Consider the following 23384-nt stretch of genomic DNA (forward strand, 5'->3'; position numbering starts at 1 on the left):
TTAAAGTTTCACTTTATCCAATTGTAATGCTATAACGACATGTAAATGTTTCATTCGCTTGTAACGATTGAATTCCTTTTTTTTCTTTAAAATCTTTTACTTGTTTTACTTCATCAGCAATTCCGTACCAAGGTTCAATACATAAGAAAGGTGCGTTATCTCCTGGTGTCCATACGCCGACAAATGGGAACCCATCAAATGCTACTTTTACAAATTTATTATGTTTATGTGAGCGAATAGAAATTTCATTCGTATTCATATTTTCAAAAATAAGCGCGTCATTTTTGAATAAATCATATGTAAGTGGCAATTTTTTCGTATTTTCAGCGATTAGTTGCTTTTTATTTGAAAGAAAAGGACCTTCTAATATGCTAGTTTCTAAACGTTCAGATCCGTTAAATGATAGATGATAATCTGCAAATGATTCGCCGTCTAATAAAGGACAGTTGAATCCAGGGTGTGCTCCGATTGAGAAGAACATCTCTTTTGAAGAAGGATTGTTTACTTCATATGTAATATGTATATTTTGTTCGTCTACTTCATAAGAAATGAGTAATTCAAATTCATAGGGATATTTTTGTAATGTCTCTTCATTACTAGTAACGACATAAGTGATTTTTGTGTCGCTTTGTTCTTTAACAGAGAACGAAAGGTCACGAGCAAAACCATGCTGTGTTAATGAATAAGGTTTACCTTCTACGTAGTATGTATTATCTACTAATCGACCGACGATTGGAAACAAGATTGGTGCACGACGTCCCCAATAAGTAGAATCACCTTGCCATAAATATTCTGTGTTGTCCTCTTTTAAGCGAACGCTTTGTAATTCTGCACCTTTGTCAGAGATGGAAACGATCACTTTTTCATTTTGAATTGTTGCTGTCATGAAGTGAAACCTCCTAAATCTTTCATATGTTTTATTATACGTTGTCCGAAAGAAAAAAGGTAGTAAATGATAGGAATCTATTGACGAAAGAGTACCTATTGCGTAAAATATAATCTTGTTGCTTAAAAACGAATAACGTGGTTCGAAACCATCCCACGTAAAAAAACTAAGGAGATTTTGTCATGAATATAAGAACATTAGTCGGTAATGGTATTTTAGCGGCATTATATATTGCTGTTTCTATGCTTATTCAGCCATTTGGCTTTACGAATGTACAGTTTCGTATTTCAGAGATGTTTAATCATCTCGTTGTATTCAATAAGAAAGCAATTTACGGGATTGTATTAGGTGTATTTTTAACGAATCTCTTTTTCTCACCTATGATCGCTTATGATTTAGTATTTGGAGTAGGGCAATCAATTCTTGCACTACTTGCAACTATTATTTCTATGCGCTTCATTAAAGGTGTTTGGGCTCGTATGATTTTTAATACAGTTATCTTTACAATTACAATGTTTATGATAGCAATTGAACTTCATCTTGCATTTGATCTGCCATTTTTATTGACATGGCTAACTTGTGCAGTTGGTGAATTTGTTGTAATGGCGATCGGTATGCCTGTAATGTACTGGATTAATAAGCGAGTGCAATTTGAAAGATTTATGCAATAGAAGAAAGAGCTGTCCTTATATAGGATGGCTCTTTTTGTATGTGATTATATTGAATATAATACTGTGACTCTTGGTCAACTATCCCCACTCTGATGAAACGTTTCAGTGGGGGCTTGAGTTAGAACTCTAGGTCTTTTCATCTATCGCTAGACAGTTTGACGCTCTAGAATTCATGCCACCTTACGGTAACACCCCAAGTAAGTTTTTGGTTGGTACTAGAAACGAACAATCGTTTCCCCACTTGCACCACCCTTTTGAAAAAGAGCAGTTCTTCCTTATGGAAGAAGCCACCACTCAGATGAATCCGGCGTGTGCTACAAGCCCCGACAAGTCGAGTACACATGGATGGTTGACACACCCACTAAGCTATGCACGAAGCAACAGCCTTACGTTTTTGCACTTCTAATAGAATCGGCGTTTTCACTTTAAGATTTTCATCCAATTCTACAACTCTTGATTTTTCCAATGTATTCAACGCACCATTAATATCAGCATGGATACATTTTCCTGATTTACTTCGATACAGACCACGAGTGATTCGTTTGCCACTAAAGCGATAATGCGTCCTATCATCCTTAGACCAAACTGGAACCCTATCTTTATCAAGAAAACTAGCTTTTGAAGTATAGCTTTCTTCTTGTTTTAAAAATCGGATGCCTTCTTTTACACATTTATTCTCAATTGCTGCAATCAGTTTATGAAATGGGATTTGAACAAATTTTTGTTTATTCTTTTTTCCCATATCAGATTTTTGTTTCCAACCAGTGTTATAACCTACGACAACCGTATCTATGTTGAATGCTTTCACTTTTTTGAACAACAAACCTACAGTTTGTGAAATGTAACCATTTATTTGTTTTTCTCGTTTATGCCAAAGTGCAGCCATTTTATTCGTTACAACACGTTTGGAAAGTCCATTTTCCACATTTTTCAGTTGGAGATTACGTATCATTTTGTTGAAGTACTGGTTAATGGATTTTAATTTTTTCCCATCAATTAAAAATGCATCACCTGTATTTGTTACGCAACTTAATAATCTATCTACACCTAAATCGCAACTCAAAGCGTTACTAGTAGTCGTGGATTGTTTCTTCATTTGAGAAACGTGCATCTCATATGTGTAATGCACCTCAAAGAACCGACCTTTTTGCTTCGGTACAATCTCAATGTAGGAGATTTTTTTATTTCTTAAATTTTTAGGCATACGTATTTTAATGGAACCGAATTTTTTTCTGAATGCCACATTCATCGGAATCAGCCAATACCCGTTATCATCCACTTTTGGAACTTGATAGATTTCAATAATTCGTTTGTCAGTTGAACCGGAATAATTCGGAAACTTAGGACGCCCTGTGAAGGTTTCTGGTTTGTTTTTCCACTGTTCCAATGCTTTAAAAAAGCTCTTCACTTCTGTAAATAAGGCTCTACGAATCGCTTGAACAGAGTTTGATTGAATGCCCGAGTAATTCAAATCGGCTTGTATGGCAGTATCCACTTCTTTTACAGTAGCCATTTTATTATGATTCAAATAACTTTTTTTTATGGTGTACAATCCAACATTTCGCAATGCTTTTGAACTATGTGACATGCGCTGAAGTAAACGAAATTCTTTTGCTGTGAGACAAGCTCGTCCGATATTCTGTTTCTGCGTGAATCGTTGCATGGTTTCTCTTTTCTTTTGTTTACGTAATACTTTCACTGCTTTCTTTCTAGCCATTGTTTTCACCACCTTTCTCAGAGAGTACATTAAAATTATTGCTTTCCTTGTGATTCAATGTACTTACGGATAGAATCTATAGGTACACCGCCCGTTGTTAAAAGACAATAACTTCGAGACCAAAACATTTCTTTCCATAGATCATGTTTTATCTTAGGAAAATCTCGTTTCAGGAAACGAGAACTAACACTTTTGTAACTGTTAATCGCTTTTGACAAATCATTATTTGGAACGAAACGGAACAAAATATGAACATGATCTTCATCGTAATTCCTTTTGGCTCAAGTAACCAAATGATTATTATTATCCAATTTCGTTGTCTTACGATATATTCCCTCCTTATCTACGACAGATTATATCGTAAGACAAAAAGAAACAAATATTCGCCCTCAAAAAATTGTTATGAACGAAACAAAAGTGTTTGGTCTACCTTCTGATGACAATTCATCTCCACCTGAATTGTTGGGTTTCACCCGTAACGCAAATCAGATGGAGTCTGCTTGCCGAAAGGGATAAAATAAAGTGAGGATTTCATTAGCTGGCTACATATAAAAAGTCTTATAAAAGGGGAATCTAGTATGAAATATAAAATACATTGGTTGTATAAAACGAAGCGTGGTTTACAAACTGAATTAACAACAGATTATATGAACATAGAAGAAGTGCTTCAATTTGCGGAGGATTTTGAGAAAACAGGAAGGGCGAAAGAACTGCTATTTTTCGATGAAATGGACACGGAATGGTCATTAAAAGAAATGAAAAAATTGAGTAAGCAAGTGGAGGAAGAGCCTCAAGAAATTCAAGTTTATTTTGATGGTGGTTATGATGTACAGACGAAAGAAGCTGGGGTTGGTATATGTGTATACTATAAAAAAGGAAATACAAATTACCGAATTCGTCGCAATGCATACATAGAAGGCATATATGATAATAACGAAGCGGAGTATGCAGCATTATTATACGGGATGAACACACTCGAGGAATTAGGAATTAAATATGAAGCCGTTACACTTCGTGGAGATTCTCAAGTTGTACTGCAGCAATTAGCTGGTGAATGGCCTTGCTATGATGAACATTTAAATCATTACTTAGATCAAATAGAACAAAAAGCGAAGCAAATGAAATTAAAGCTTGTTTGTGAACCGATATCTAGAAAACAAAATAAAGAGGCACATCAATTAGCAGCGCAAGCATTAGAAGGGACGGCAATTGACAGTCATAAAGAAATAACCGAATAGAGAGGTGCAAAGGTGAATAAAAAGCAACTCATTACAGAGGTAAATGACTTATTAGAGACGTATTGCGAAGGATGTTTCTTACAGGATCATAATCGGAAAAATCATAGTAAATACTATGCCCATTCTTTTTGTATAAGGCAATGTACGGTTGGAGAGAAGTTGAAAAAGTATGGGGAGCAATTGTCATAAAAAAACATCCAGAGAAATCTCTCTGGATGTTTTTTAGTGCTTCGCTTCGTGTAATTGATGCTCGCATTTGCTTAATTTTTTTTCTTCATTCATTAGAAATGGCTCATCTAAATCCGTCGCAACGGATTTCATGATTTCAAGCTGAGAACGAGCCGATTCTACTGCAGTAGTGGCATGCTCTAATGTGTCTGGATCCATTGAAATTGTTGCAGAACCTACCATTTTTTGTGCAGTTTCTACACGGAATTTTACTTCTTCAAAATCATTTACATGTGACCCCATTGTTATTGCCTCCTTTGTATTTTGCGCATTTCACATAGTTTTTGCTCTGTAAAACGGAAATATACAAAGGAATAACAAAGGAGGTTACCAAGTAAGGTAACCTCCTGTCATATGTGGGATTAAAGTTTTGCTACGTTAGCAGCTTGAGGTCCACGGTTTCCTTCAGTAATGTCGAAAGATACTTCTTGACCTTCCTCTAAGGCTTTGTAGCCGTCGCTTTGAATAGCAGAGAAATGTACGAATACATCTTCAGAGCCTTCCATTTCGATAAATCCAAAACCTTTTTCATTGTTAAACCATTTTACTTTTCCTTGCATGTCACAATTCCTCCTAAAAACGATTCCTTTTTTCATTTAGTGAAATTCATTTTAAAAAATAATATAAATAAAAAATGCTATTTTATCGAATATTCTGCTAAATGATTAATTTAAATATACACGAATTGGTAGAATTTAGTCAAGTAAGCGCTTTTAAATTTTTGTATTTTTCAATAATTTTTCTCGAATTTTTAAAAAGGTATAGGACAAGCCGAGTATGTAATATTCTTAAGTGAATGCTGTACATAATGAGGTGAAAGAATGGATGAGTCTTATTTATTAGATAATGAAGGAATGGAAAATAGAGTCGACATACCGAAGTGGGTTGCAAAAGAATTTCATAATTTTTCGAGTGTCGTGTTAGAACCAACTTTTCCGTGTTATTTCGGTTTAACAGCTTTGAAAAAGAATGAACTTCGTTATTCATTTCTCTCTCATAATGATTGGGGGCATTTACCCAATACAATGTTATCTTTTTTAGATTTAATGAGAGAGCGGCCGATTGTAAGAAGAGGATTTTTTCTTTTTGTGGAACCGGAATGTGAAGAAAAATCAATCGAATATTATCGAGAGTATTTTTGGAAAGTACTACAGTATTTGCATGAACAAGATAATCAATTATGGCCAAAGCAAATCCCGAAAAATCCAGAGCATTATTTATGGGAATTTTCATTTGGTGGTGAACCAATATTTGCATTTGGGAATGCGCCAGCTTATAAACAGCGAAAGACTAGGCATTTAGGAAATTCTCTCGTTATTGGATTCCAGCCACGAACTATTTTCGATGGATTAGAAGGAGATCGTCCTAAAGGATCGTATTCAAGACAAATGGTCCGTGAACGAGTTGAAAAGTGGGATCAGTTGCCGAAGCACCCTAACATTAGTCACTACGGCGATCCTAATCATCGTGAATGGAAACAATATTTCATAGGGGATGATATTGAGCCGATTAAAGGTAAATGTCCTTTTCAACATAGAGTAGAGAAATAAGAGCCATCAACAGGATGGCTCTTTTGTATATTTTGGATAAAAAAGGGTATTGTATTAGTGAATAATTTTTATGAAAGCTAGTCTATTTTCTATATTTACATCATTATTTAATAGTAAAAGAAGTAGAAAGGATAGAGCGATGTTTGGAGCAATTATACAACAAATAGTATTAGGTATTTCATTAGCTGCGCCTGTAGGTCCGATTAATATTGAAATGTTAAAAAGGGGAATTGAACGTGGATTTTGGCATGCTTGGATTGTTGGAATCGGAGGAATGACTGCTGACATTTTGTTTATGCTTCTTATTTATTTCGGTTTATCTTCTGTGTTTATGTATACATATGTACAAGCTTTTATGTATTGCGCTGGGTTTTTCTTGTTGTTTTATTTAGGGTTTCAAAGTGTAAAACAAGGAATTTCTCACTCTAATATGGAATATAAACAAGAAGAGATAGGTGGACTTAAACAATCTTTTATGGCAGGATTTTTTATCGCGATATCCAATCCATTAAATCTCGTTTTTTGGTTTGGTATATACGGAAGTACACTTAGCTCTTTGCTTACAAAGGTAACGAAACAAGAAGCTTTTTTGTACAGTCTTTGCATTATTGTTGGTATTATTTTGTGGAACTTAAATATTGCTTTTTCTGTACATTTCGGAAGAACTTTATTAAAGCAAAAAGCACTGGGCTATATTACAGCCGGAGCAGGTATTATTTTAGTAGGATATTCTATCCATTTTGCATACAAAGCTTTACAGTTGTTCATATAAGATTGAAGGGGAGATTTTTATGTATCGAACCACTATTGACGGAAAAGAAATTATCATCACTTTAGCACCAAAAATCCGAAAAGAAATTACTGATAGGAATCCACTATATGAAGCGGTATTTAAAAATGCAGCAAGGTTGCTGCAAACGAAACAACCAACGTTTGCGGTAAATCATGAAGTATTTGGGCTTATTATTGGAGAAGTACAAAGGGGTGAAGTAACAGTGTTTGCAGTAGAACACATTATCCCAAAGCAAAATATATTTGGTCCGAACACTTTTTTTTCGACAATAGAACAGCAGGCAAATTTGTAAAGTGAATAGAATAAGAATAAAATAGAAAAGAAATAGTCGTAACGATATGTTGCGGCTGTTTTTGTGGAGAAGGGGGAAGAAAGATGAAGAGAGTGGTAAAGGAGTTCTTTTTGCAACATGATATTGTTATTATGTATAGTGTTCTATTAATTTTTATCCTTATTTTAAAAATGCAATTTTTTACATGGATCGGTATGTTAGCGTGTGTGTTGGGGATTGTTTTTTATACGCTTAACGAATATATGACACATCGTTTTTTATTCCATTTAAAACCGCCTAAAAACGCACTTTTATTAAAAATGTTAAGAAGATTACATTATGATCATCACGTCTATCCAGATGATTTAAAACTTTTATTTTTGCCTGTATGGTTTAGTATACCTAGCTTTACTATCTATTTACTTATATCATATGGTATTACAAAAAGTGTTACTGTTACACTTTCATTCGGAATCGGAATGATTATCATGCTCCTCGTTTATGAATGGAAACATTATATTGCACATAAGCCGATTCGTCCCTTCACTAAGTTTGGAAGATGGCTAAAAAAACAGCATATATTACACCATTATAAAAATGAAAAGTTTTGGTTTGGTGTTTCAAATCCAGTATTCGATTTTATATTTGGAACGCTTAAAGATGGAAAAGACGTTGAATTAAGCGAAACAGCTCGTAATTTAGAAAAGGAGACAAAGACAGAAGTAGTGCGATAAGCACTACTTTTTTTATCCCGCTATTTGCGAGCAGTAAGACTCCCACCCAAAAATTCGGCGAATACGAAGAAGTTAGGTGGGAGTCGTGCTGCCCGTACCCCCCCACGCTGATTAAAGTTTCACTTTATTCTGTTTTAACGGGAATAAAAGTGTAATCGAATCAATCAAATTTTATGTTGAAAAAGTATATTGAAATTTTAGGAGAAAATGACGAAAAATGTCTATCGAAAAATCTTTGCAGGAATGTACGGATTGTCTAAAATGAAAATAAGTTTCTGAATATTTATAAAATTTAGTCTTTAGGTATACAAGGAGAAATTGTATTTTAAGTTAAGAGAGGGGACCAGAGAATGAAACGAGATGATACGTCAGCACGTAAGTTACAAAATGAGGTGAATTATACAGAAGTTGTTCAGTCGCAAGAGTTTCAATTGTTATTAAATACGAAAAAGAAGTTTATCATTCCGATGAGTATTTTCTTTTTAAGTTTTTTTATTACATTACCTATTTTAACATCGTATTCAAAGGTGCTTAATACACCGGTATTTGGTGATGTTACATGGGCGTGGGTATTTGCTTTTGCGCAATTTATAATGACATGGGCATTATGTATGATTTATAGCAAAAAAGCAGAATCCTTTGATGAAATCTCGCGGAAAATTCTGCAAGATATGCAACAAGGGAGGGGCTGACTTTGAATACAACCGCCTTTGCGCTATTTTTAATTATCGTCCTTGGTACACTTGTTATAACTTATTTCGCATCGAAAAAAACGAAAAATGCGAGTGAATTTTATACGGCTGGAGGGGGATTAACTGGTTGGCAAAATGGCCTGGCGATTGCCGGGGATTACATGTCTGCTGCGTCATTTCTTGGCATCGCCGGAGCGATAGCTTTAACAGGATTTGATGGGTTCTTTTATAGTATAGGTTTCTTAGTTGCTTACTTAGTTGTATTATACCTAGTTGCAGAACCGCTTAGAAATTTAGGGAAGTATACGTTAGCGGATATGATTGCGGCGCGTTTTGATGCGAAAAAGGTTCGTGGTATTGCAGCACTTAATACGATGACGATTTCGATTTTTTATATGATTGCACAATTAGTTGGTGCGGGTGCACTTATTAAATTATTATTAGGAATTGAATATACGACATCTGTTTTAATCGTTGGTACACTAATGACAGTTTACGTTATTTTTGGAGGTATGACTGCTACAAGTTGGGTACAAATTGTAAAGGCTGTACTACTTATGGCAGGTACATTTATTATTTCTGTTATCGTTTTCTCCAAATTTAATTTCAGTGTGACAGAAATGTTCGCTCAAATGAAAACAGCTACTCCATTGAAGGAATCGTTTTTAAATCCAGGAGTAAAGTATAAAGATGGTCTGGATACACTTTCTTTAAATTTAGGACTAGTTCTTGGTACGGCAGGATTACCGCATATTCTTGTCCGCTTTTTCACAGTACGTGATGCAAAAACTGCACGGCAATCAGTTGTGTACGCTACGTGGTTAATTGGTGCATTTTATATTATGACGATTTTCTTAGGATTTGGTGCGGCGGCGTTTGTAGGGAATGAGGCAATTATTCAAGCAAATCCAGCCGGTAATATGGCAGCACCTTTATTAGCTAAAGCATTAGGTGGAGATTTCTTATTCGCATTCGTATCGGCGATTGCTTTTGCAACAATTTTAGCTGTAGTAGCAGGTCTTGTATTAACAGCGGCTTCCGCATTTGCTCATGATTTTTATAACGAGATTATTCGCAAAGGAAAATCAACGGAAAAAGAGCAAGTTTCAATGGCTCGTTATGCGTCTATTGGAGTAGCGATAGTATCTATTATACTTGCCTTATTTGCGCAAACATTAAACGTAGCATTTTTAGTATCACTAGCATTTGCAGTTGCAGCGAGTGCAAATTTACCAGTTATATTATTTACAATATATTGGAAGCGTTTTAATACAACGGGTGCAATTTGTGGTATGATTGTTGGTCTTGTATCAGCAATTGTTCTTGTTGGGTTAAGTCCAAACGTTTGGAATCCTGTGGTAGGGAAAGCTATATTTGTTGGAGAGGCGATATTCCCATATACGACACCTGGAATTGTTTCTATTCCGCTTGGATTCCTTGCAGCATATTTAGGAACTGTTTTCTCTAGTAAGAAAGAAGATGCAGCAAAGTTTGATGAAATTCTTGTGAAATCTAATACTGGTCATGGTATTAGTGATGCTTCTTCACATTAAAAAAAGAGGAGCTTTTCGAAATATAAGAAAAGCTTCTCTTTCTTTTGGCATTTTCTTATAAAGTGAAACTTTAATCAGTGTGGGGGATTGTTCATCCCCCCACACTGATTATTAGCCTTCACCAATCGGGCGTTTATGGGCAGTTAATCTCCCACCTAACTTCTTTGCTCCAGCTGAATTTTGGGGTGGGAGTTTTACTGCCCACAAATAGCGGGATAAATATTACTTTATTTTTGGTAGGATTTGTCTTGTGTTTGTGGAATGAAAATAGGCAGGGAGAAATTTAACTTATCATGGCACCAGCGCAGCTTTGTGAAAAATAAGTTGTTATGGAAGGTGGAAGAAATGATGAAGACAAAACAAACCGATGAATTATTAGCAAAAGATGAGCAATATGTTTGGCACGGAATGCGTCCTTTTAGCCCAAGTAGTACAATGGTAGGGGCAAAAGCAGAAGGGTGCTGGGTTGAAGATATACAAGGAAAAAGATACTTAGACGGTATGAGTGGTCTTTGGTGTGTGAATAGTGGATACGGAAGAAAAGAGCTCGCAGAGGCAGCTTATAAGCAATTGCAAACATTATCATACTTTCCGATGTCACAATCACATGAGCCAGCAATTAAGCTCGCTGAAAAGTTAAACGAATGGCTTGGTGGAGAGTATGTTATATTCTTCTCTAATAGTGGATCAGAAGCGAATGAAACAGCTTTTAAAATAGCAAGACAATATTATGCTCAAAAAGGTGAACCGCATCGTTATAAATTTATGTCACGTTATCGTGGTTATCACGGAAACACAATGGCAACGATGGCAGCGACTGGACAAGCACAGCGTAGATACCAATATGAGCCATTTGCGTCAGGGTTTTTACATGTAACGCCTCCAGATTGTTACCGCATGCCAGAAATGGAATCGCAAAATATTTATGATGTAGAATGCGTAAAAGAAGTAGATCGTGTTATGACATGGGAATTAAGCGAAACAATAGCGGGATTTATTATGGAGCCAATTATTACAGGCGGAGGTATTTTAATGCCGCCACAAGACTATATGAAAGCTGTTCATGAAACGTGTCAAAAACACGGTTCGTTACTTATTAGCGATGAAGTTATTTGTGGTTTCGGGCGTACAGGAAAAGCATTTGGATTTATGAATTATGACGTTAAGCCTGATATCGTTACGATGGCAAAAGGTATTACGAGCGCATACTTACCATTATCAGCAACAGCTGTGAAAAAAGAAATTTATGAGGCATTTAAAGGAACAGGGGAATATGAATTCTTCCGTCATATTAATACATTTGGTGGAAATCCAGCGGCTTGTGCATTAGCGCTTAAAAACTTAGAGATTATGGAAAATGAAAATTTAATTGAGCGCTCTGCCCAAATGGGTTCACTTTTATTAAATCAATTAAAAGAAGAAATTGGGGAACATCCGCTTGTTGGTAATATTAGAGGGAAAGGGTTATTAGTTGGAATCGAACTAGTAAATGATAAAGCGACGAAAGAACCAATTGATAACGACAAAATTGCAAGTGTTGTAAATGCTTGTAAAGAAAAAGGACTTATTATTGGGCGTAACGGTATGACAACAGCGGGGTATAATAACGTTTTAACATTAGCACCGCCACTTGTTATTTCAAGTGAAGAAATTGCTTTTGTTGTTGGAACGTTGAAGACAGCGATGGAACGTATTTAATAAATACGAGAGGAGCGAGCTGTAATATAAGGCTCGCTTTTGTTTACTAGGAGGAGCTTTTAATGGAGAAATATGATCCTAACAAACATTATCACATCGAATATTATGAAGACGGATATGATTTAGAAGTGACAGCGTACAAAAGAATAAATGAGCCAGTTTGGGATGCTTATATTCCAAAATATGAGGCAGACGATTTTTATAAAAAGGTGGAGGAAATGAAACTTGGGGAATATATAGATGACTATGGCATAAAAGTATATTCATTTCGTGATGATATCGATGATGAAGAGGCACGAACTATTTTTGAAAAATGGTTAAAGACGAATGAGATTGTTTAAAGGTGAAACGAAAAAGGAGATTGCTATCTTATAAGATAGCAATCTCCTTTTATTATAGTAAACTTATTTACTTGCTTTCAGTGCTTTATCTTTTGCACCAAAAGTGTATTTTAACATTGGTGGTGTAATCATCGTAGTTAAAATAACGACGATAACGATTGCTGTAAAGTAATCTTGTGCTAATAGGCCAGAAGAAAGTCCTGTTCCTGCGATGATAAGTGCAACTTCACCACGAGAAACCATACCAGCACCGATAATTGCAGAAGACTTTGCATCAAATCCAGTCATTCGTGCACCGAATCCACAACCGATTAGTTTTGTGAATACAGCGATTACTGTTAATGCTAAAATGAACCAAATTTGATCACCAATACCGTCAAATGTAATATTCATACCGATGCTAACGAAGAATACTGGTACGAACATAGCATAAGCGATTGGTTCTACTTTCTTTTCTACTTCATGTTTGTAGTTCGTTTGAGAAATAGCGATACCAGCTGCGAAAGCACCGATAATACCAGCAATTCCTAATAGTTCGCCGAAATATGCGAATGAGAAACAGATGATAAGTGCTGCGCTAACGATAGACTCAGATACGCGTAGTGGTGATAACCAACGCATAATCGCTGGAACACCTTTCCATCCGATTAAAATAATAGAAGCAAAGAATACTACTTTTTTCAAGATAACCATTGTTAAATTCACATCATCTGTACCTAAGAAGCTCATTGCGAATGCTAATAAAATAACAACAAGAATGTCATCAAATACAGCTGCTCCAAGCATTGTTGTACTTTCACGTGTTTTCATCTTACCTAAATCGCGAAGTGTTTGAACGGAAATACTAACACTTGTCGCACATAGAAGTAATCCTAAAAAGACAGCGTTCCCTTGTTCCATGCCCATAACAAGACCGGCAACGTAACCACCTACAAATGGAAGAACGATACCTCCAATTGCGACTGCTAAAGAAGAATTACGGTTTTCATTTAATTCTTTTAAGTCTGTTTCAAGTCCAGCCATAAACATTAAAAGAATAACCCCGACATTACTTAATTGCGTTAGAAGTTCTGAATTCTCAATCCAACCTAATAAAGCTGGACCGATAACGATACCGACAATTAATTTACCCAGTACAGAAGGTTGACCTAATCTAACACTAAGGTCACCAGCGAGCTTTGTACTTAATAAAATAAGTGCAATTTGAAAGAAAAATTCGAATTCCATCTGATCCTCTCCTCATCATTTTTAGTTTTATCATACGATTTCTCGGAATTTGCCTAATGAAAATATGTAAAAACCCATTAAACAAAGGGTCTTATTACGAGTTCTTTTGAACTTGTAATTTGAACCTGTAATTAATATATAATAAAATTTATTAAAAATCAATGAAAAAATAGCAGATTTTCATGATAGGATTCGATTTAGGTATGGAGGGAATCACTATATAATAAGAAGAAATAAGGCTACATTTTTAATGAATTGGAGAAGGGCATATGTTATTAAATAAACGTTTTACAATTGGGGAAATGGCAAAAATGCATAATATAGCGGAATCTACATTACGCTACTATGATGAAAAAGGAATTTTTCATCCGTCTATTGTGGACCCGCAAACGAATTATCGCTATTACACAATTGATCAGTTTTCACTATTAGACACGATTAAATTTTTACGCCAATTGAATATTCCATTAAAGGAAATAAAGAAATATATTGATGAACGAAATCCGTCTTATGCGCTGAATTTACTTGAAAAACAACAAGAAATGATGCTGAAAAAGCAAAGAGAAATCGAGTATGCTTTGGCAAAAATGGAACATAAAATCCATTTAATGAAGAAAGCGACGGAATCAGAAGCGAATCAAATTATTTATAAAACGATATCGAAGCGAAAAATAACAGCGATTGCAGTTGCACCTAATACAACAGATGATATGTTTGAATATTATATCCATTCGCTACAAAAAAATATGAAGCAAATTGATAATAGTTTATTTTCAGGAGATATCGGTGTAACAGTTTCCAAAAAAGCATTACTTCAAAATGAGTTTCAAGCATATAACAGTGTGTTTATTTTATTGGATTACATGCCTTTTCAATTGCATACTTCAGATGAAATAAAAGAAGGAATATTTGCTTGTTCTTATCACCATGGACCATATGAAGAAACAGATGCAACGTATACGAAATTATTAAATCACATTGATAACGAAGGATACGAAGTATGCGGAGATGCGCTTGAGCTTGCGTTAATTGATTGGTCTGTAACAGAAAATCCGAAGGAGCAAGTAACGGAAATTCAAATACCTGTTGTTAAAAAATAGGCTTATATATTTTTCGATTCTCTATTGACCTTCAAGTAACTTGAAGGTTTAAACTGTGAACAGAGCATTGAAAAAGGAGCATTTATATGATGGAAACAACAGAAAAATTAAGAGAAAAACCTATTAAAAGTTTATTTATCACTTATTTAATACCAGCTGTTCTTGGGATGGTATTAATGTCGGTTAATATTGTGATTGATGCGGTCATGATTAGTAGAGGAGTTGGAGCGAACGGTTTGGCTGGAGTAAACGTAGCTATTCCAGCGTTTTCAATTTTCTTTTCTATTTCATTATGGATTGGAATGGGCGGAGCAACGTTATATTCCATTGCACTAGGGGAAAATAAACTGGAAAGAGCAAGGTCTATTTTTACTCAATCTATGACAGTGGCAGTTATTATCGTAGGTGTTTTGGCGGCTATTTGCTTATGGAGAATAGAAGATATAGCATATCTATTCGGTGCAAATGAAGTGATTTTGCCATATGCGTTAGACTATTTACAAGTGTTATTAACATTTGGAATGATATACGTTTTAGAAAATATTTTAAGCACATTTATACGTAACGATGGAAATCCTAATTTAGCAATGGCAGGCCTTGTCGTAACGGCTGTATTGAACATAGTGTTTGACTATATCTTTATTTTCATCTTTGGATGGGGCGTAACAGGTGCTGCCTCAGCAACTATTCTTTCGGCGGCAATTGGTTTCCTTGTATTATTAACTCACTTCTTTAGAAAAAGTAGTGTTTTAAAGTGGACGAAATTCCATTTTGAATGGGATACGGTTAAACAAATTATGGTGATTGGTTTCCCAAGTTTTACAACTGAGATTACAGTAGCGATTGTAACGGTTGGTTTTAATATCGCTTTTGTTCAATATGCAGGAGAAGTAGGTGTCGCTTCTTATGCGATGGTCAATAGTATTCATGCAATGACATTATTATTGTTCTTCGGTGTTGGAGCCGCATTACAACCTATTGCTAGTTTCCACTATGGTGCAAATTTACCAGAAAGACTGCGTGAAGGATTACGGTTAGCTGTAAAAACTGCAGTTGTACTCGGAGGCGTAGCAATTGTTGTCGGTTTATTCTTCGGGAAATATATAATTGGTTTGTTTGATGTTCAATCCCCAGAACTATTGGAGTTAACGTTAACAGGTATTAGTTTATTCTTTATACAATATGTATTTTTAGGCTATAACATTGTGTATGGAGAGTATTTCCAATCAGTGCGACAAACGACAAAATCAGTTCTTATTATTTTGAGCCGTGGTTTACTATTTATTATTCCATTGTTATGGATTATGCCGAAATTATTTGGTGTAAATGGAATTTGGCTCGTTATGCCAGTAGCGGAAATATTGACAGCAATCATTGTATTTACGATGAATCGTATGAAACATCCTGTTCCATTAAACTTGGCAGGAAAGAAAGAAGCAATATAGTGAAGAAAATCCCCTTGAACAAGTAAGGGGATTTTTTCATTCTTTTAAACTAATCGCAAAAGATCCATCCGTTTCTTGAGCAGACGCAAAAGCAACGTTTTTAATATTTGTGATGCCTTTTTCTTTTAACTCTTTATATAACCATTTTTCGTCTTTATGAATTAACTTTAAGTTATCGTATTGAATTTGTGAATCAACGATAAGAGCAATTGGTAACCCTGCATACTTAACATCTATATTCATATCTTTTGGAGTCAATGGTACAAGTTCTCGCTTTGGTAAAATGCTAATGGCTCCATTCGCTTCTAAAATAGCGTATTCAATTTCATGAACACTTGGATATCCGGCGACGCGAAGATTAGAAAGCAATTCAGGGATCGGATATCTACTTTTTTGTAAGTTCTCAAAAATAATATCACCATGTTTAATTAAAATAATGGGGTGTCCGAGAATAAAACGATTTAGTTTATTGAGTAAGCTTAATTTGGTAAGAAGTAAATGCAAACATGTAATAACGACCATACCGAGAAATGCTTGTAAAGCACCAGCGACTGGTATGGCTTGAAAAGCTAAATAAGATAAAAAGATAATAGCCCCAAAATCATGAGGGGTTAGTTGTGCTAATGCAGATTTACCAAGTAGCTTAAGTGATAGTAAAAATAAGATAAAAAAGAACGATACATTAAATAAAAAGAGAAGCAAGAGGGACACTCCTTCGTGTGAAGTTGTACTTACTATTCCCGAAAGTAATATAAATATTACCTTTTATAGGATGAATTAGGGTGAATTGGAATTTGGCTGTATACAAACAAATAAATGGATATTATGATGAAGGAAGTAAAGGGAATAGGAGTATATGGATATGAGAAAGAAGAAAATAATTAAGTACATTTTAGTTGTTATAATGATCTTCGCCGTGTATGCGGGGTTTTTACAATATAACATCTATAAGCATGGGCATATGAATGCAATTGACGATGCGGATTATATAATTGTACTAGGATCGAAAGTAAATGGAACAAAGCCTTCTTATTCATTGCAATATCGTATTGATAAAGCAGCTGAGTATTTAAAATCACATGATAAAACAATTGCTATCGTATCTGGAGGCCAGGGAAAAGGTGAAGATATTACAGAAGCATTAGCGATGAAACAAGGATTAATGAAACAAAATATTGCAGAAGACCGCATTATAATGGAAGAACGTTCGACGAGCACAGATGAAAATATTAAATTTTCAAAACCTCTTATCCCTGAAAATATGAAAAAAGGGATGATTGTAACGAACGATTTTCATATGTTCCGAGCAAAAAAGATTGCAGAAAAACAAGGGTTGACATTAGAAGGTCTTCCGGCGAAAACACCGAAGCCAATTATTATTCAATCGAATGTACGAGAATATTTAGCGATTACGCAATATTGGTTTATGAATCGAATATAGTGAAACTCAAACTAAAATCCACCTGGAATCAGGTGGGTTTTAGTTTGAGAAAAATCTTACAAAGATGTCATGTTCATGAAAGGTAAAGCGATAGTTTCTAAAGTGGTTTCCTGACATAATGAAGGTAACAAAAAACTTTAGAGGTGAATCGGATGAAAGGAAATAATATTTTATCTTCGCTATGTTACTTTAGTATCTTTTTTGCACCATTTTTACTGCCAATTATCGTGTACTTCGTTGCGGAAGATGAAGTGAAATATCACGCAAAAAAAGCATTTTGGTCACATATTTTCCCGTACGCAATCTTATTTGGCGGATTAGCTTTATCAGGGGTATACGGTTTAAGTTTCAATCAATCTGAGAGCGTTGGAATTGGAATGGTTATAACGTATGCAGTGTTTATTCTTGTAGGAATTTATTACTTCATTTGGAATATTGTTAAAGGAATTAAAGTTTTGAAAGCAGCTTAACAACAATTGCATAATAGCATATAAATCTTTCGTTATTTGTTGATAAGTCGATATCCTTTGTCGAAACGACTGATATAATTTCATATACCGTATTAATAGACATTAAAAAAGAGTAATTCGAAAAGAATTGCTCTTTTTGTGCTTATAAGTTGTGAATAATGAAAAAGATATGTTAATTTTTCATTATGAAGAGAAAGAAGGAGTGATTTTCATGAATGAGATGATACATAAAATGGAGCAACACGTTTCAGTTCGTAAATATAAAGAAGAACCAATTTCAAAAGAGATAGTAGAAAGAATAGTGCAAGCTGCTCAGCATGCGGCTTCCTCACATTTTGTACAGGCATATTCTCTTATATATGTAACAGATCAAGAACTAAAGGCTAAACTAGCTGAATTATCCGGGAATCGTCATGTGAAAGACTGTGCAGCATTCTTTGTATGCTGTGCGGATTTAAAACGTCTAGAAACCGCATGTGAGAAACATGGAACAGAAATTAAACATGAGGGAGTAGAGGACTTTATTGTAGCAACAGTAGATGCCTCATTATTTGCACAAAACTTAGCACTTGCAGCTGAATCATTAGGATACGGCATTTGTTATATTGGCGGAATTCGTAATAACCCGAAAGAAGTGAGTGAATTGCTTCATTTACCGGATAAAGTATATCCGGTATTCGGAATGACAGTCGGCGTACCAGATGAAGATCATGGAGTAAAACCACGATTACCAGTAGCAGCAATTCTTCATGAAAATGGATACGATGAAAAGAAATATGATGAATTATTAAACGAATATGATGAAACGATGAGTGTGTATTACAAAGAAAGATCGTCAAATCAAAAAAACGTAACATGGACGGAATCAATGAGCACATTTATGTCAAAAGAGAAGAGAATGCATATGAAAGAGTTTTTGGGTGAGAAAGGATTAAATAAAAAATGATTGAAAAGACAAACCTGAGATGTGGGTTTGTCTTTTTTTGGAGGAGAAATGTATTTGTTTTCGAATTGGTTAGAGAGGGAGGGGATAAAATGAAGAAAGCTTTAATCTTTTTATTTGATGGATTTGCAGAATTTGAAGTGAATATAGCGAGTTTATTTTTGACAAGTAAGGAATTCGAAATAATAACAGCAACTGTAGACGGAAAAACAGTTGCAGGAGAAGGCGGATTTTTGTGTCAACCACATGTCTCTATAGAGAATATTGAAGTAGTGGATTACGAAGTGTTTATTGTACCAGGAGGGCATATTTTTCGCCATTTAGAAAATGAACAACTGTTATCTATCGTGAAAGAATTACATAAGCAAAATAAATGGATAGCAGGCATTTGTGCAGGGACAGCTCTACTACATGCAGCCGGAGTGCTTAATAAGAAGAAATTCTCAACATCATTAACTCTAGATGAAAAACACTTAGTGCATTTACATGAATGGGAATATAAACAAAATAAAGATGTAACTGTGGATGGGAAAGTCATAACAGCAGTAGGATCTGCGTATGTTGAATTTGCTGTTGAAATTATGAAACAGCTCAATTTGTTTGATGAAGGTGAAGGTAATGAAAACCTTCACTACTTTAAAAATATAAAAACAGTATGTGGTGAGACGTTAGTTTAAGTAATAAAATCAAATAAAAAACCGAAGCTAAGAAAGTAGGACTCGCTTTCTCAACTTCGGTTTTTATTTGTTATTATATAAAATGAAAATAAAAATTAATAAATTTTTACAAAAGTGATAGAAAATGAGAATGAAATGCCAATAGTAAGTAAAAGCAGCTGCTAAAGGGGAACTGAGGAAGGAAGATGTTTATGATTTTCGATTCTGAAGAGGATTTAATTATAGCTATGAAAAAACGTGATCAAGATGCTTTGAAAGAAGTCATTGATCAATATGGAAAATTAGTTTTATACATTATTCATAAATCATTAAGTACCCCTATTGAGAAACAATATGTAGAGGATTGTTATAACGATGTATTTACTGTCATTTGGTTTAATATCGACCAATTTGATATAGAAAAGGGAAACTTAAAATCTTGGATGATTGGTATTACTAAATTAAAGGCATTGGAATATAAAAAGAAAGTATATAGAGAGAACGAAATGGATAAAGACGTAGAAATAGATAAAGGTATCCATGATAGTTATGAAATAGAACAAGAAGAAGAGATTATGGAAATAGTGCAAGATTTAAATAAAAAGGATCGTTATATCTTTTTAAAGAGGTATATTGATGGATGTTCCATTGACGATATTGCAAAAGAATTAAAAGTAACAGCGGATTATATATACAACCGAATTTCTCGGGGGAAGAAAAAACTTCAAAAACTGTGGAAGGGGAGTGTGTAATATGGATAAAAGATTATTATCGATGTTAAATGAGCTCCAATATTCAGAAGAAGAAATTACACGTTTAGAGAAAGAAGCGAATGATTCTATAAATATAGATAAGTATTATGTGAGAAATGGAGAGTTATTAAAAAAATTAACTTTACAAATGTTAGAAGAGTCAATTCGCAATGAATTACAAGCTGGTGAAGAAATTGAGAAGGAACTGTTAGTAGACGAAGGATATATGGCAAATAATAAAGTAATACCAAATATATATTACGTAGGAGCTACTTTTTATTATTATATCGTTTTAACAAATAAAAGAGTGATCATGAAAGGATTAGATTGTTATTTTAAAAAAACAAATGAACATAGCATGCCAATAGAAGATATACAATCTATTTCGCAACATAAAAAAATGAAAAATGTCTTTGAGATTAAATATAATAACAGCTATATACAATTTGGAAGTATTGAGTATGCACAAGAAATTGCAATGATTATTATGGAGTTAAAAAAACGCGGAGTAAAAGTAGAAAAGTATACAGATTTTGAAAAAGGATTTTTCTTATTCTTTAATATATTCGTGATAGTAAGTTCAGGTCTTTGCTTTATAAAATATTTAATGTAAAAAGTGGCCTAATAGCCGCTTTTTATGGTTTAGTTAGTATTCTATTGATGAACTTGTAGCTTTAAAATATTCTTCTCATGAAAGAATCATCAGTGGGATTACTAATTGTAAACTGACAATAAAGTTATTTAATTTAAAAACTTAAAACACGTATAACCCCGTTCTGATTTTAAGACGGGGTTAAAAAAAATTTGTTTAATTTTTGATGTAAAATACTCCACTGCACTTAAAAATACACCAATAAATTCGTTTAGATCTATGTGTTATTGCACACTCTAAAGCACCTTCTAATTTGAAAAACTTATTTATAACAAATTCAAACTTTCAATAAGGAGATAAATACCTGTGCAACTCAAAAGGATATATGTAAATATTTTAAAAATCCGTTGATTAAGCCATTTAAAAATAATTTGGCCTATAAACAAACCTAGAAATATGATTGGAATTGCATAAAAACTTGATTCCCAAATTGTTCTGTTCGTTCCAGTAAAGAGTATTTGAGTTATGAGACTAATGAAATATATAAACAGATAAAAAGCCAAAGTAGTTGCTCTTAACTTCCCTTTTTCAGTATCAGTTCCTGTAAAGTATAGTAACAAGGGAGGTCCTGGCATGCCGATACTTGTCGTTAAAAGGCCTGATAAGCCACCAACTACGAAATCCCTAGATTGTGTTGATTTAATCTTAAAGTTACATATCAGCATCAATGTTAAGATTAAGAGCAGGATGCTGATTGCTAATTTAAAAGCGTTTATGTTAATAGAAGTGAAGAGTAAAATACCAAAAGGTACACCAACTATACTTCCAAAAGTTAATCTTTTCAGTAGAATAAAGTCAATGTCCATTCTTATTTTCCAAATGAGTGATATTGAAATAATTAATGATAAAATAATGTTTATTTGTATAGCTTCTTGTGGTAAGAATAACATTAGTAAGAAAGGTGTTGCCATTATGGAAAAGCCAAAACCTGTACTTGTTTGCAAAACAGAAGCCACTAATATAATACATATGAAAATTAATGTAGTCTCCAAAATAACCCCCTATTTAATCAAATTTAATAAATATTTTTTCACTATGAAAATCGAATTTAACTGATTCGAGCCTATAGATTAAGTGTAATACTTCACAATCTCACTTTTATTTTAACATAAATATTTAGTTTCTTCTCAAATGGTAGCACTTACATTTTTAAACAATTTTATTGTTACTCAGCACTAATGAATGGTATCAACTAAAAATTAGCGATGCTTGTACTTGTTTTTTCCATTCGCTTAAATACATTTTTTCTGCCTTGAGTAGTTCAACAGGTAATTTTGCAATAAATTCTAAACTGTTTCCATCAGGATCATTAAAATATATAGAGGCGTGTGCTAGCTCGGGAAAAACGATTGGCTCAATTGGTTCCATTCCAAAGTCTTTTCGCACTGGAATTCCTTTCTGTTTGAGCCAGTGTATCGCGTTTTCTAAATCGTGTAATCTTACTTGGAAAGCGATATGTCGTAAGGATGGATGATAATTAACTTTGTATTCTTTTCCTTCCCAAAGACCAATCCAACTTTCATTTTCTACAATCCAAAAGAAGGCGATATCTTTGTCTCTTTTATATAATTTGAGCCCCAGTGATTCATAAAAAGGTATCGAAATTTCTAAATTACAGACAGGTAAATGTGCTTCATAAAGACCTTTAATCATTATAATCCTCCTTAGTAAAAATGTTTCTTATTTTATATTAAACGATGCTTTGTTTATTGAAATCACTTAAAAGAAGGATATTAATTCATACGAAAGTATGAAAAAACAGCTCAAATATGAGCTGTTTTCGTATAGTTTTTAGTTAACATATTTTATTCATTTAGGGTTTAGCGAAAAGGATACGTATTATATTTAAAACCCTCCGCCGCCACCCCAACAGCTACATCCGATAATGATTAGAAGGATGAATAGCACGATGAGTAAAGCAAATCCACCGCCGAAACCAGCGCAACTACCACCAAAGCTCATGTTTTTTCCTCCTTTTTTATTAAATTAATCTATATAACCAATGGATTACTTTATAAGATATGTTTTTATTTGGAAAAGGAGCAAGTCTTACTTTTAATTAGACAAGAGCCTGGGAGCTAATTTAGATATGATATTTACTTAGTTTCATAGCGCTTTTTTGAAAATGGTAAAACAATATGGAAGTGTATACTAGGTGAATGTATTGTAAATGAAAGGGGTATGTAACTTACAATCACATTAAAATTTCTTTTCATAAATATAAAATTTGTAAAAAAAACCATTTTTTATTTTTTTATGAGTAAAAATGTACTATAATTTTACAAGTAATATTATGGGAAAAGGGAGTTTTTGTATAGAGATGGAG

The 23384-nt window shown here is 34.0% G+C and carries 28 protein-coding genes, 1 pseudogene and 1 riboswitch; of the genes and pseudogenes, 19 read left to right on the top strand and 10 right to left on the bottom strand.

What is annotated here, in order from left to right; genetic code table 11:
• Positions 1-13: 13 nt before the first annotated feature.
• Positions 14-886, bottom strand: a complete 873-nt coding sequence (locus V7038_RS09505; RefSeq protein WP_002202580.1) for an aldose 1-epimerase family protein — start codon at positions 884-886, stop codon at positions 14-16.
• A 131-nt stretch (positions 887-1017) separates the two neighbouring features.
• Positions 1018-1062: riboswitch (PreQ1 riboswitch) on the top strand.
• A gap of 6 nt (positions 1063-1068) precedes the next feature.
• Between V7038_RS09505 and V7038_RS09510 the strand changes: the two genes are divergently transcribed.
• Entirely contained in the window at positions 1069-1557 is a 489-nt protein-coding gene (locus V7038_RS09510) for a QueT transporter family protein (RefSeq protein WP_002158523.1), read from the top strand.
• A 361-nt stretch (positions 1558-1918) separates the two neighbouring features.
• Here the strand turns inward: V7038_RS09510 and V7038_RS09515 are convergent, their stop codons facing one another.
• On the bottom strand, positions 1919-3274 hold the full coding sequence (locus V7038_RS09515; RefSeq protein ID WP_335469955.1) for a transposase: 1356 nt from the start codon (positions 3272-3274) through the stop codon (positions 1919-1921).
• Between the two features lie 35 nt (positions 3275-3309).
• Positions 3310-3546 (bottom strand): annotated as a pseudogene (gene tnpA, locus V7038_RS09520) (IS200/IS605 family transposase); the annotation flags it as partial.
• Between the two features lie 306 nt (positions 3547-3852).
• Here tnpA and V7038_RS09525 point away from each other — a divergent pair.
• Together V7038_RS09525 and V7038_RS09530 are read left to right on the top strand one after the other, a co-directional pair.
• Positions 3853-4512: a ribonuclease H family protein gene (locus V7038_RS09525; protein ID WP_002201095.1), complete on the top strand. Its 660-nt coding sequence runs from the start codon at positions 3853-3855 to the stop codon at positions 4510-4512.
• Between the two features lie 12 nt (positions 4513-4524).
• Positions 4525-4701, top strand: a complete 177-nt coding sequence (locus V7038_RS09530) for a zinc-finger domain-containing protein (protein WP_033714188.1) — start codon at positions 4525-4527, stop codon at positions 4699-4701.
• Positions 4702-4734: 33 nt separating this feature from the next.
• On the opposite strand, the gene V7038_RS09535 is transcribed toward V7038_RS09530, so the two are convergent.
• On the bottom strand, positions 4735-4983 hold the full coding sequence (locus V7038_RS09535) for a DUF2564 family protein (RefSeq protein ID WP_002011905.1): 249 nt from the start codon (positions 4981-4983) through the stop codon (positions 4735-4737).
• A gap of 119 nt (positions 4984-5102) precedes the next feature.
• The gene (cspB, locus tag V7038_RS09540; protein ID WP_002011904.1) at positions 5103-5300 is read right to left on the bottom strand and encodes a cold shock-like protein CspB; all 198 of its coding nucleotides are present in this window, start codon (positions 5298-5300) and stop codon (positions 5103-5105) included.
• Between the two features lie 261 nt (positions 5301-5561).
• On the opposite strand from cspB, the gene V7038_RS09545 reads away from it, so the two are divergent.
• The 8 genes from V7038_RS09545 (at position 5562) to V7038_RS09580 (ending at position 12372) form a co-directional block, all read left to right on the top strand.
• Entirely contained in the window at positions 5562-6290 is a 729-nt protein-coding gene (locus V7038_RS09545; protein ID WP_002201094.1) for a YqcI/YcgG family protein, read from the top strand.
• A gap of 139 nt (positions 6291-6429) precedes the next feature.
• The gene (locus V7038_RS09550) at positions 6430-7062 is read left to right on the top strand and encodes a LysE family transporter (protein ID WP_002201093.1); all 633 of its coding nucleotides are present in this window, start codon (positions 6430-6432) and stop codon (positions 7060-7062) included.
• A gap of 19 nt (positions 7063-7081) precedes the next feature.
• Positions 7082-7375 carry a hypothetical protein gene (locus V7038_RS09555; protein ID WP_002011898.1) on the top strand — a complete coding sequence of 98 codons (294 nt, stop codon included), beginning with the start codon at positions 7082-7084 and terminating at the stop codon, positions 7373-7375.
• 83 nt (positions 7376-7458) lie between these two features.
• Positions 7459-8088, top strand: a complete 630-nt coding sequence (locus V7038_RS09560) for a sterol desaturase family protein (RefSeq protein ID WP_002202577.1) — start codon at positions 7459-7461, stop codon at positions 8086-8088.
• 350 nt (positions 8089-8438) lie between these two features.
• A complete protein-coding gene (locus V7038_RS09565; protein WP_002202576.1) occupies positions 8439-8780 on the top strand; it encodes a DUF485 domain-containing protein in 342 nt (113 codons plus the stop codon).
• 2 nt (positions 8781-8782) lie between these two features.
• Entirely contained in the window at positions 8783-10333 is a 1551-nt protein-coding gene (locus V7038_RS09570) for a solute symporter family protein (RefSeq protein ID WP_002201091.1), read from the top strand.
• Positions 10334-10681: 348 nt separating this feature from the next.
• Positions 10682-12031 carry an aspartate aminotransferase family protein gene (locus tag V7038_RS09575; RefSeq protein ID WP_002158515.1) on the top strand — a complete coding sequence of 450 codons (1350 nt, stop codon included), beginning with the start codon at positions 10682-10684 and terminating at the stop codon, positions 12029-12031.
• Between the two features lie 62 nt (positions 12032-12093).
• A complete protein-coding gene (locus V7038_RS09580) occupies positions 12094-12372 on the top strand; it encodes a DUF3986 family protein (protein ID WP_002202574.1) in 279 nt (92 codons plus the stop codon).
• Between the two features lie 63 nt (positions 12373-12435).
• Here V7038_RS09580 and V7038_RS09585 read toward each other — a convergent pair whose 3' ends face one another.
• On the bottom strand, positions 12436-13599 hold the full coding sequence (locus tag V7038_RS09585) for a cation:proton antiporter (protein ID WP_002202573.1): 1164 nt from the start codon (positions 13597-13599) through the stop codon (positions 12436-12438).
• A 269-nt stretch (positions 13600-13868) separates the two neighbouring features.
• Between V7038_RS09585 and V7038_RS09590 the strand changes: the two genes are divergently transcribed.
• Positions 13869-14699, top strand: coding sequence for a MerR family transcriptional regulator (locus V7038_RS09590; protein WP_002202571.1), 831 nt, complete (start codon positions 13869-13871; stop codon positions 14697-14699).
• An 89-nt stretch (positions 14700-14788) separates the two neighbouring features.
• Positions 14789-16144: an MATE family efflux transporter gene (locus V7038_RS09595; RefSeq protein WP_033714246.1), complete on the top strand. Its 1356-nt coding sequence runs from the start codon at positions 14789-14791 to the stop codon at positions 16142-16144.
• A gap of 36 nt (positions 16145-16180) precedes the next feature.
• On the opposite strand, the gene V7038_RS09600 is transcribed toward V7038_RS09595, so the two are convergent.
• A complete protein-coding gene (locus V7038_RS09600) occupies positions 16181-16846 on the bottom strand; it encodes a DUF421 domain-containing protein (protein ID WP_002202568.1) in 666 nt (221 codons plus the stop codon).
• Between the two features lie 160 nt (positions 16847-17006).
• Here V7038_RS09600 and V7038_RS09605 point away from each other — a divergent pair, with 160 nt between their 5' ends.
• From V7038_RS09605 to V7038_RS09630, 6 genes are all read left to right on the top strand, one after another.
• Positions 17007-17585, top strand: a complete 579-nt coding sequence (locus V7038_RS09605; RefSeq protein ID WP_002202567.1) for a YdcF family protein — start codon at positions 17007-17009, stop codon at positions 17583-17585.
• A 152-nt stretch (positions 17586-17737) separates the two neighbouring features.
• The gene (locus V7038_RS09610) at positions 17738-18055 is read left to right on the top strand and encodes a DUF4870 domain-containing protein (RefSeq protein WP_002158508.1); all 318 of its coding nucleotides are present in this window, start codon (positions 17738-17740) and stop codon (positions 18053-18055) included.
• Between the two features lie 211 nt (positions 18056-18266).
• The gene (gene nfsA / locus V7038_RS09615; RefSeq protein ID WP_335469962.1) at positions 18267-19001 is read left to right on the top strand and encodes an oxygen-insensitive NADPH nitroreductase; all 735 of its coding nucleotides are present in this window, start codon (positions 18267-18269) and stop codon (positions 18999-19001) included.
• A gap of 89 nt (positions 19002-19090) precedes the next feature.
• Positions 19091-19675, top strand: coding sequence for a DJ-1/PfpI family protein (locus V7038_RS09620; protein ID WP_070128176.1), 585 nt, complete (start codon positions 19091-19093; stop codon positions 19673-19675).
• 185 nt (positions 19676-19860) lie between these two features.
• A complete protein-coding gene (locus tag V7038_RS09625) occupies positions 19861-20406 on the top strand; it encodes a sigma-70 family RNA polymerase sigma factor (protein ID WP_335469964.1) in 546 nt (181 codons plus the stop codon).
• A gap of 1 nt (position 20407) precedes the next feature.
• Positions 20408-21019 carry a PH domain-containing protein gene (locus tag V7038_RS09630; RefSeq protein ID WP_002202562.1) on the top strand — a complete coding sequence of 204 codons (612 nt, stop codon included), beginning with the start codon at positions 20408-20410 and terminating at the stop codon, positions 21017-21019.
• Positions 21020-21324: 305 nt separating this feature from the next.
• On the opposite strand, the gene V7038_RS09635 is transcribed toward V7038_RS09630, so the two are convergent.
• The 3 genes from V7038_RS09635 to V7038_RS09645 all read right to left on the bottom strand — a co-directional run bounded on the left by V7038_RS09635 (position 21325) and on the right by V7038_RS09645 (position 23020).
• Complete coding sequence (locus tag V7038_RS09635; protein WP_002202561.1) at positions 21325-22050, bottom strand: sulfite exporter TauE/SafE family protein; 726 nt, start codon at positions 22048-22050, stop codon at positions 21325-21327.
• Positions 22051-22246: 196 nt separating this feature from the next.
• On the bottom strand, positions 22247-22711 hold the full coding sequence (locus V7038_RS09640) for a VOC family protein (RefSeq protein WP_002202560.1): 465 nt from the start codon (positions 22709-22711) through the stop codon (positions 22247-22249).
• 192 nt (positions 22712-22903) lie between these two features.
• Complete coding sequence (locus V7038_RS09645) at positions 22904-23020, bottom strand: YjcZ family sporulation protein (RefSeq protein ID WP_000007805.1); 117 nt, start codon at positions 23018-23020, stop codon at positions 22904-22906.
• Positions 23021-23384: the final 364 nt, after the last annotated feature.

Origin of the sequence: Bacillus sp. JJ783 (assembly GCF_036963225.1) — a bacterium.
GTDB lineage: Bacteria > Bacillota > Bacilli > Bacillales > Bacillaceae_G > Bacillus_A > Bacillus_A cereus_U.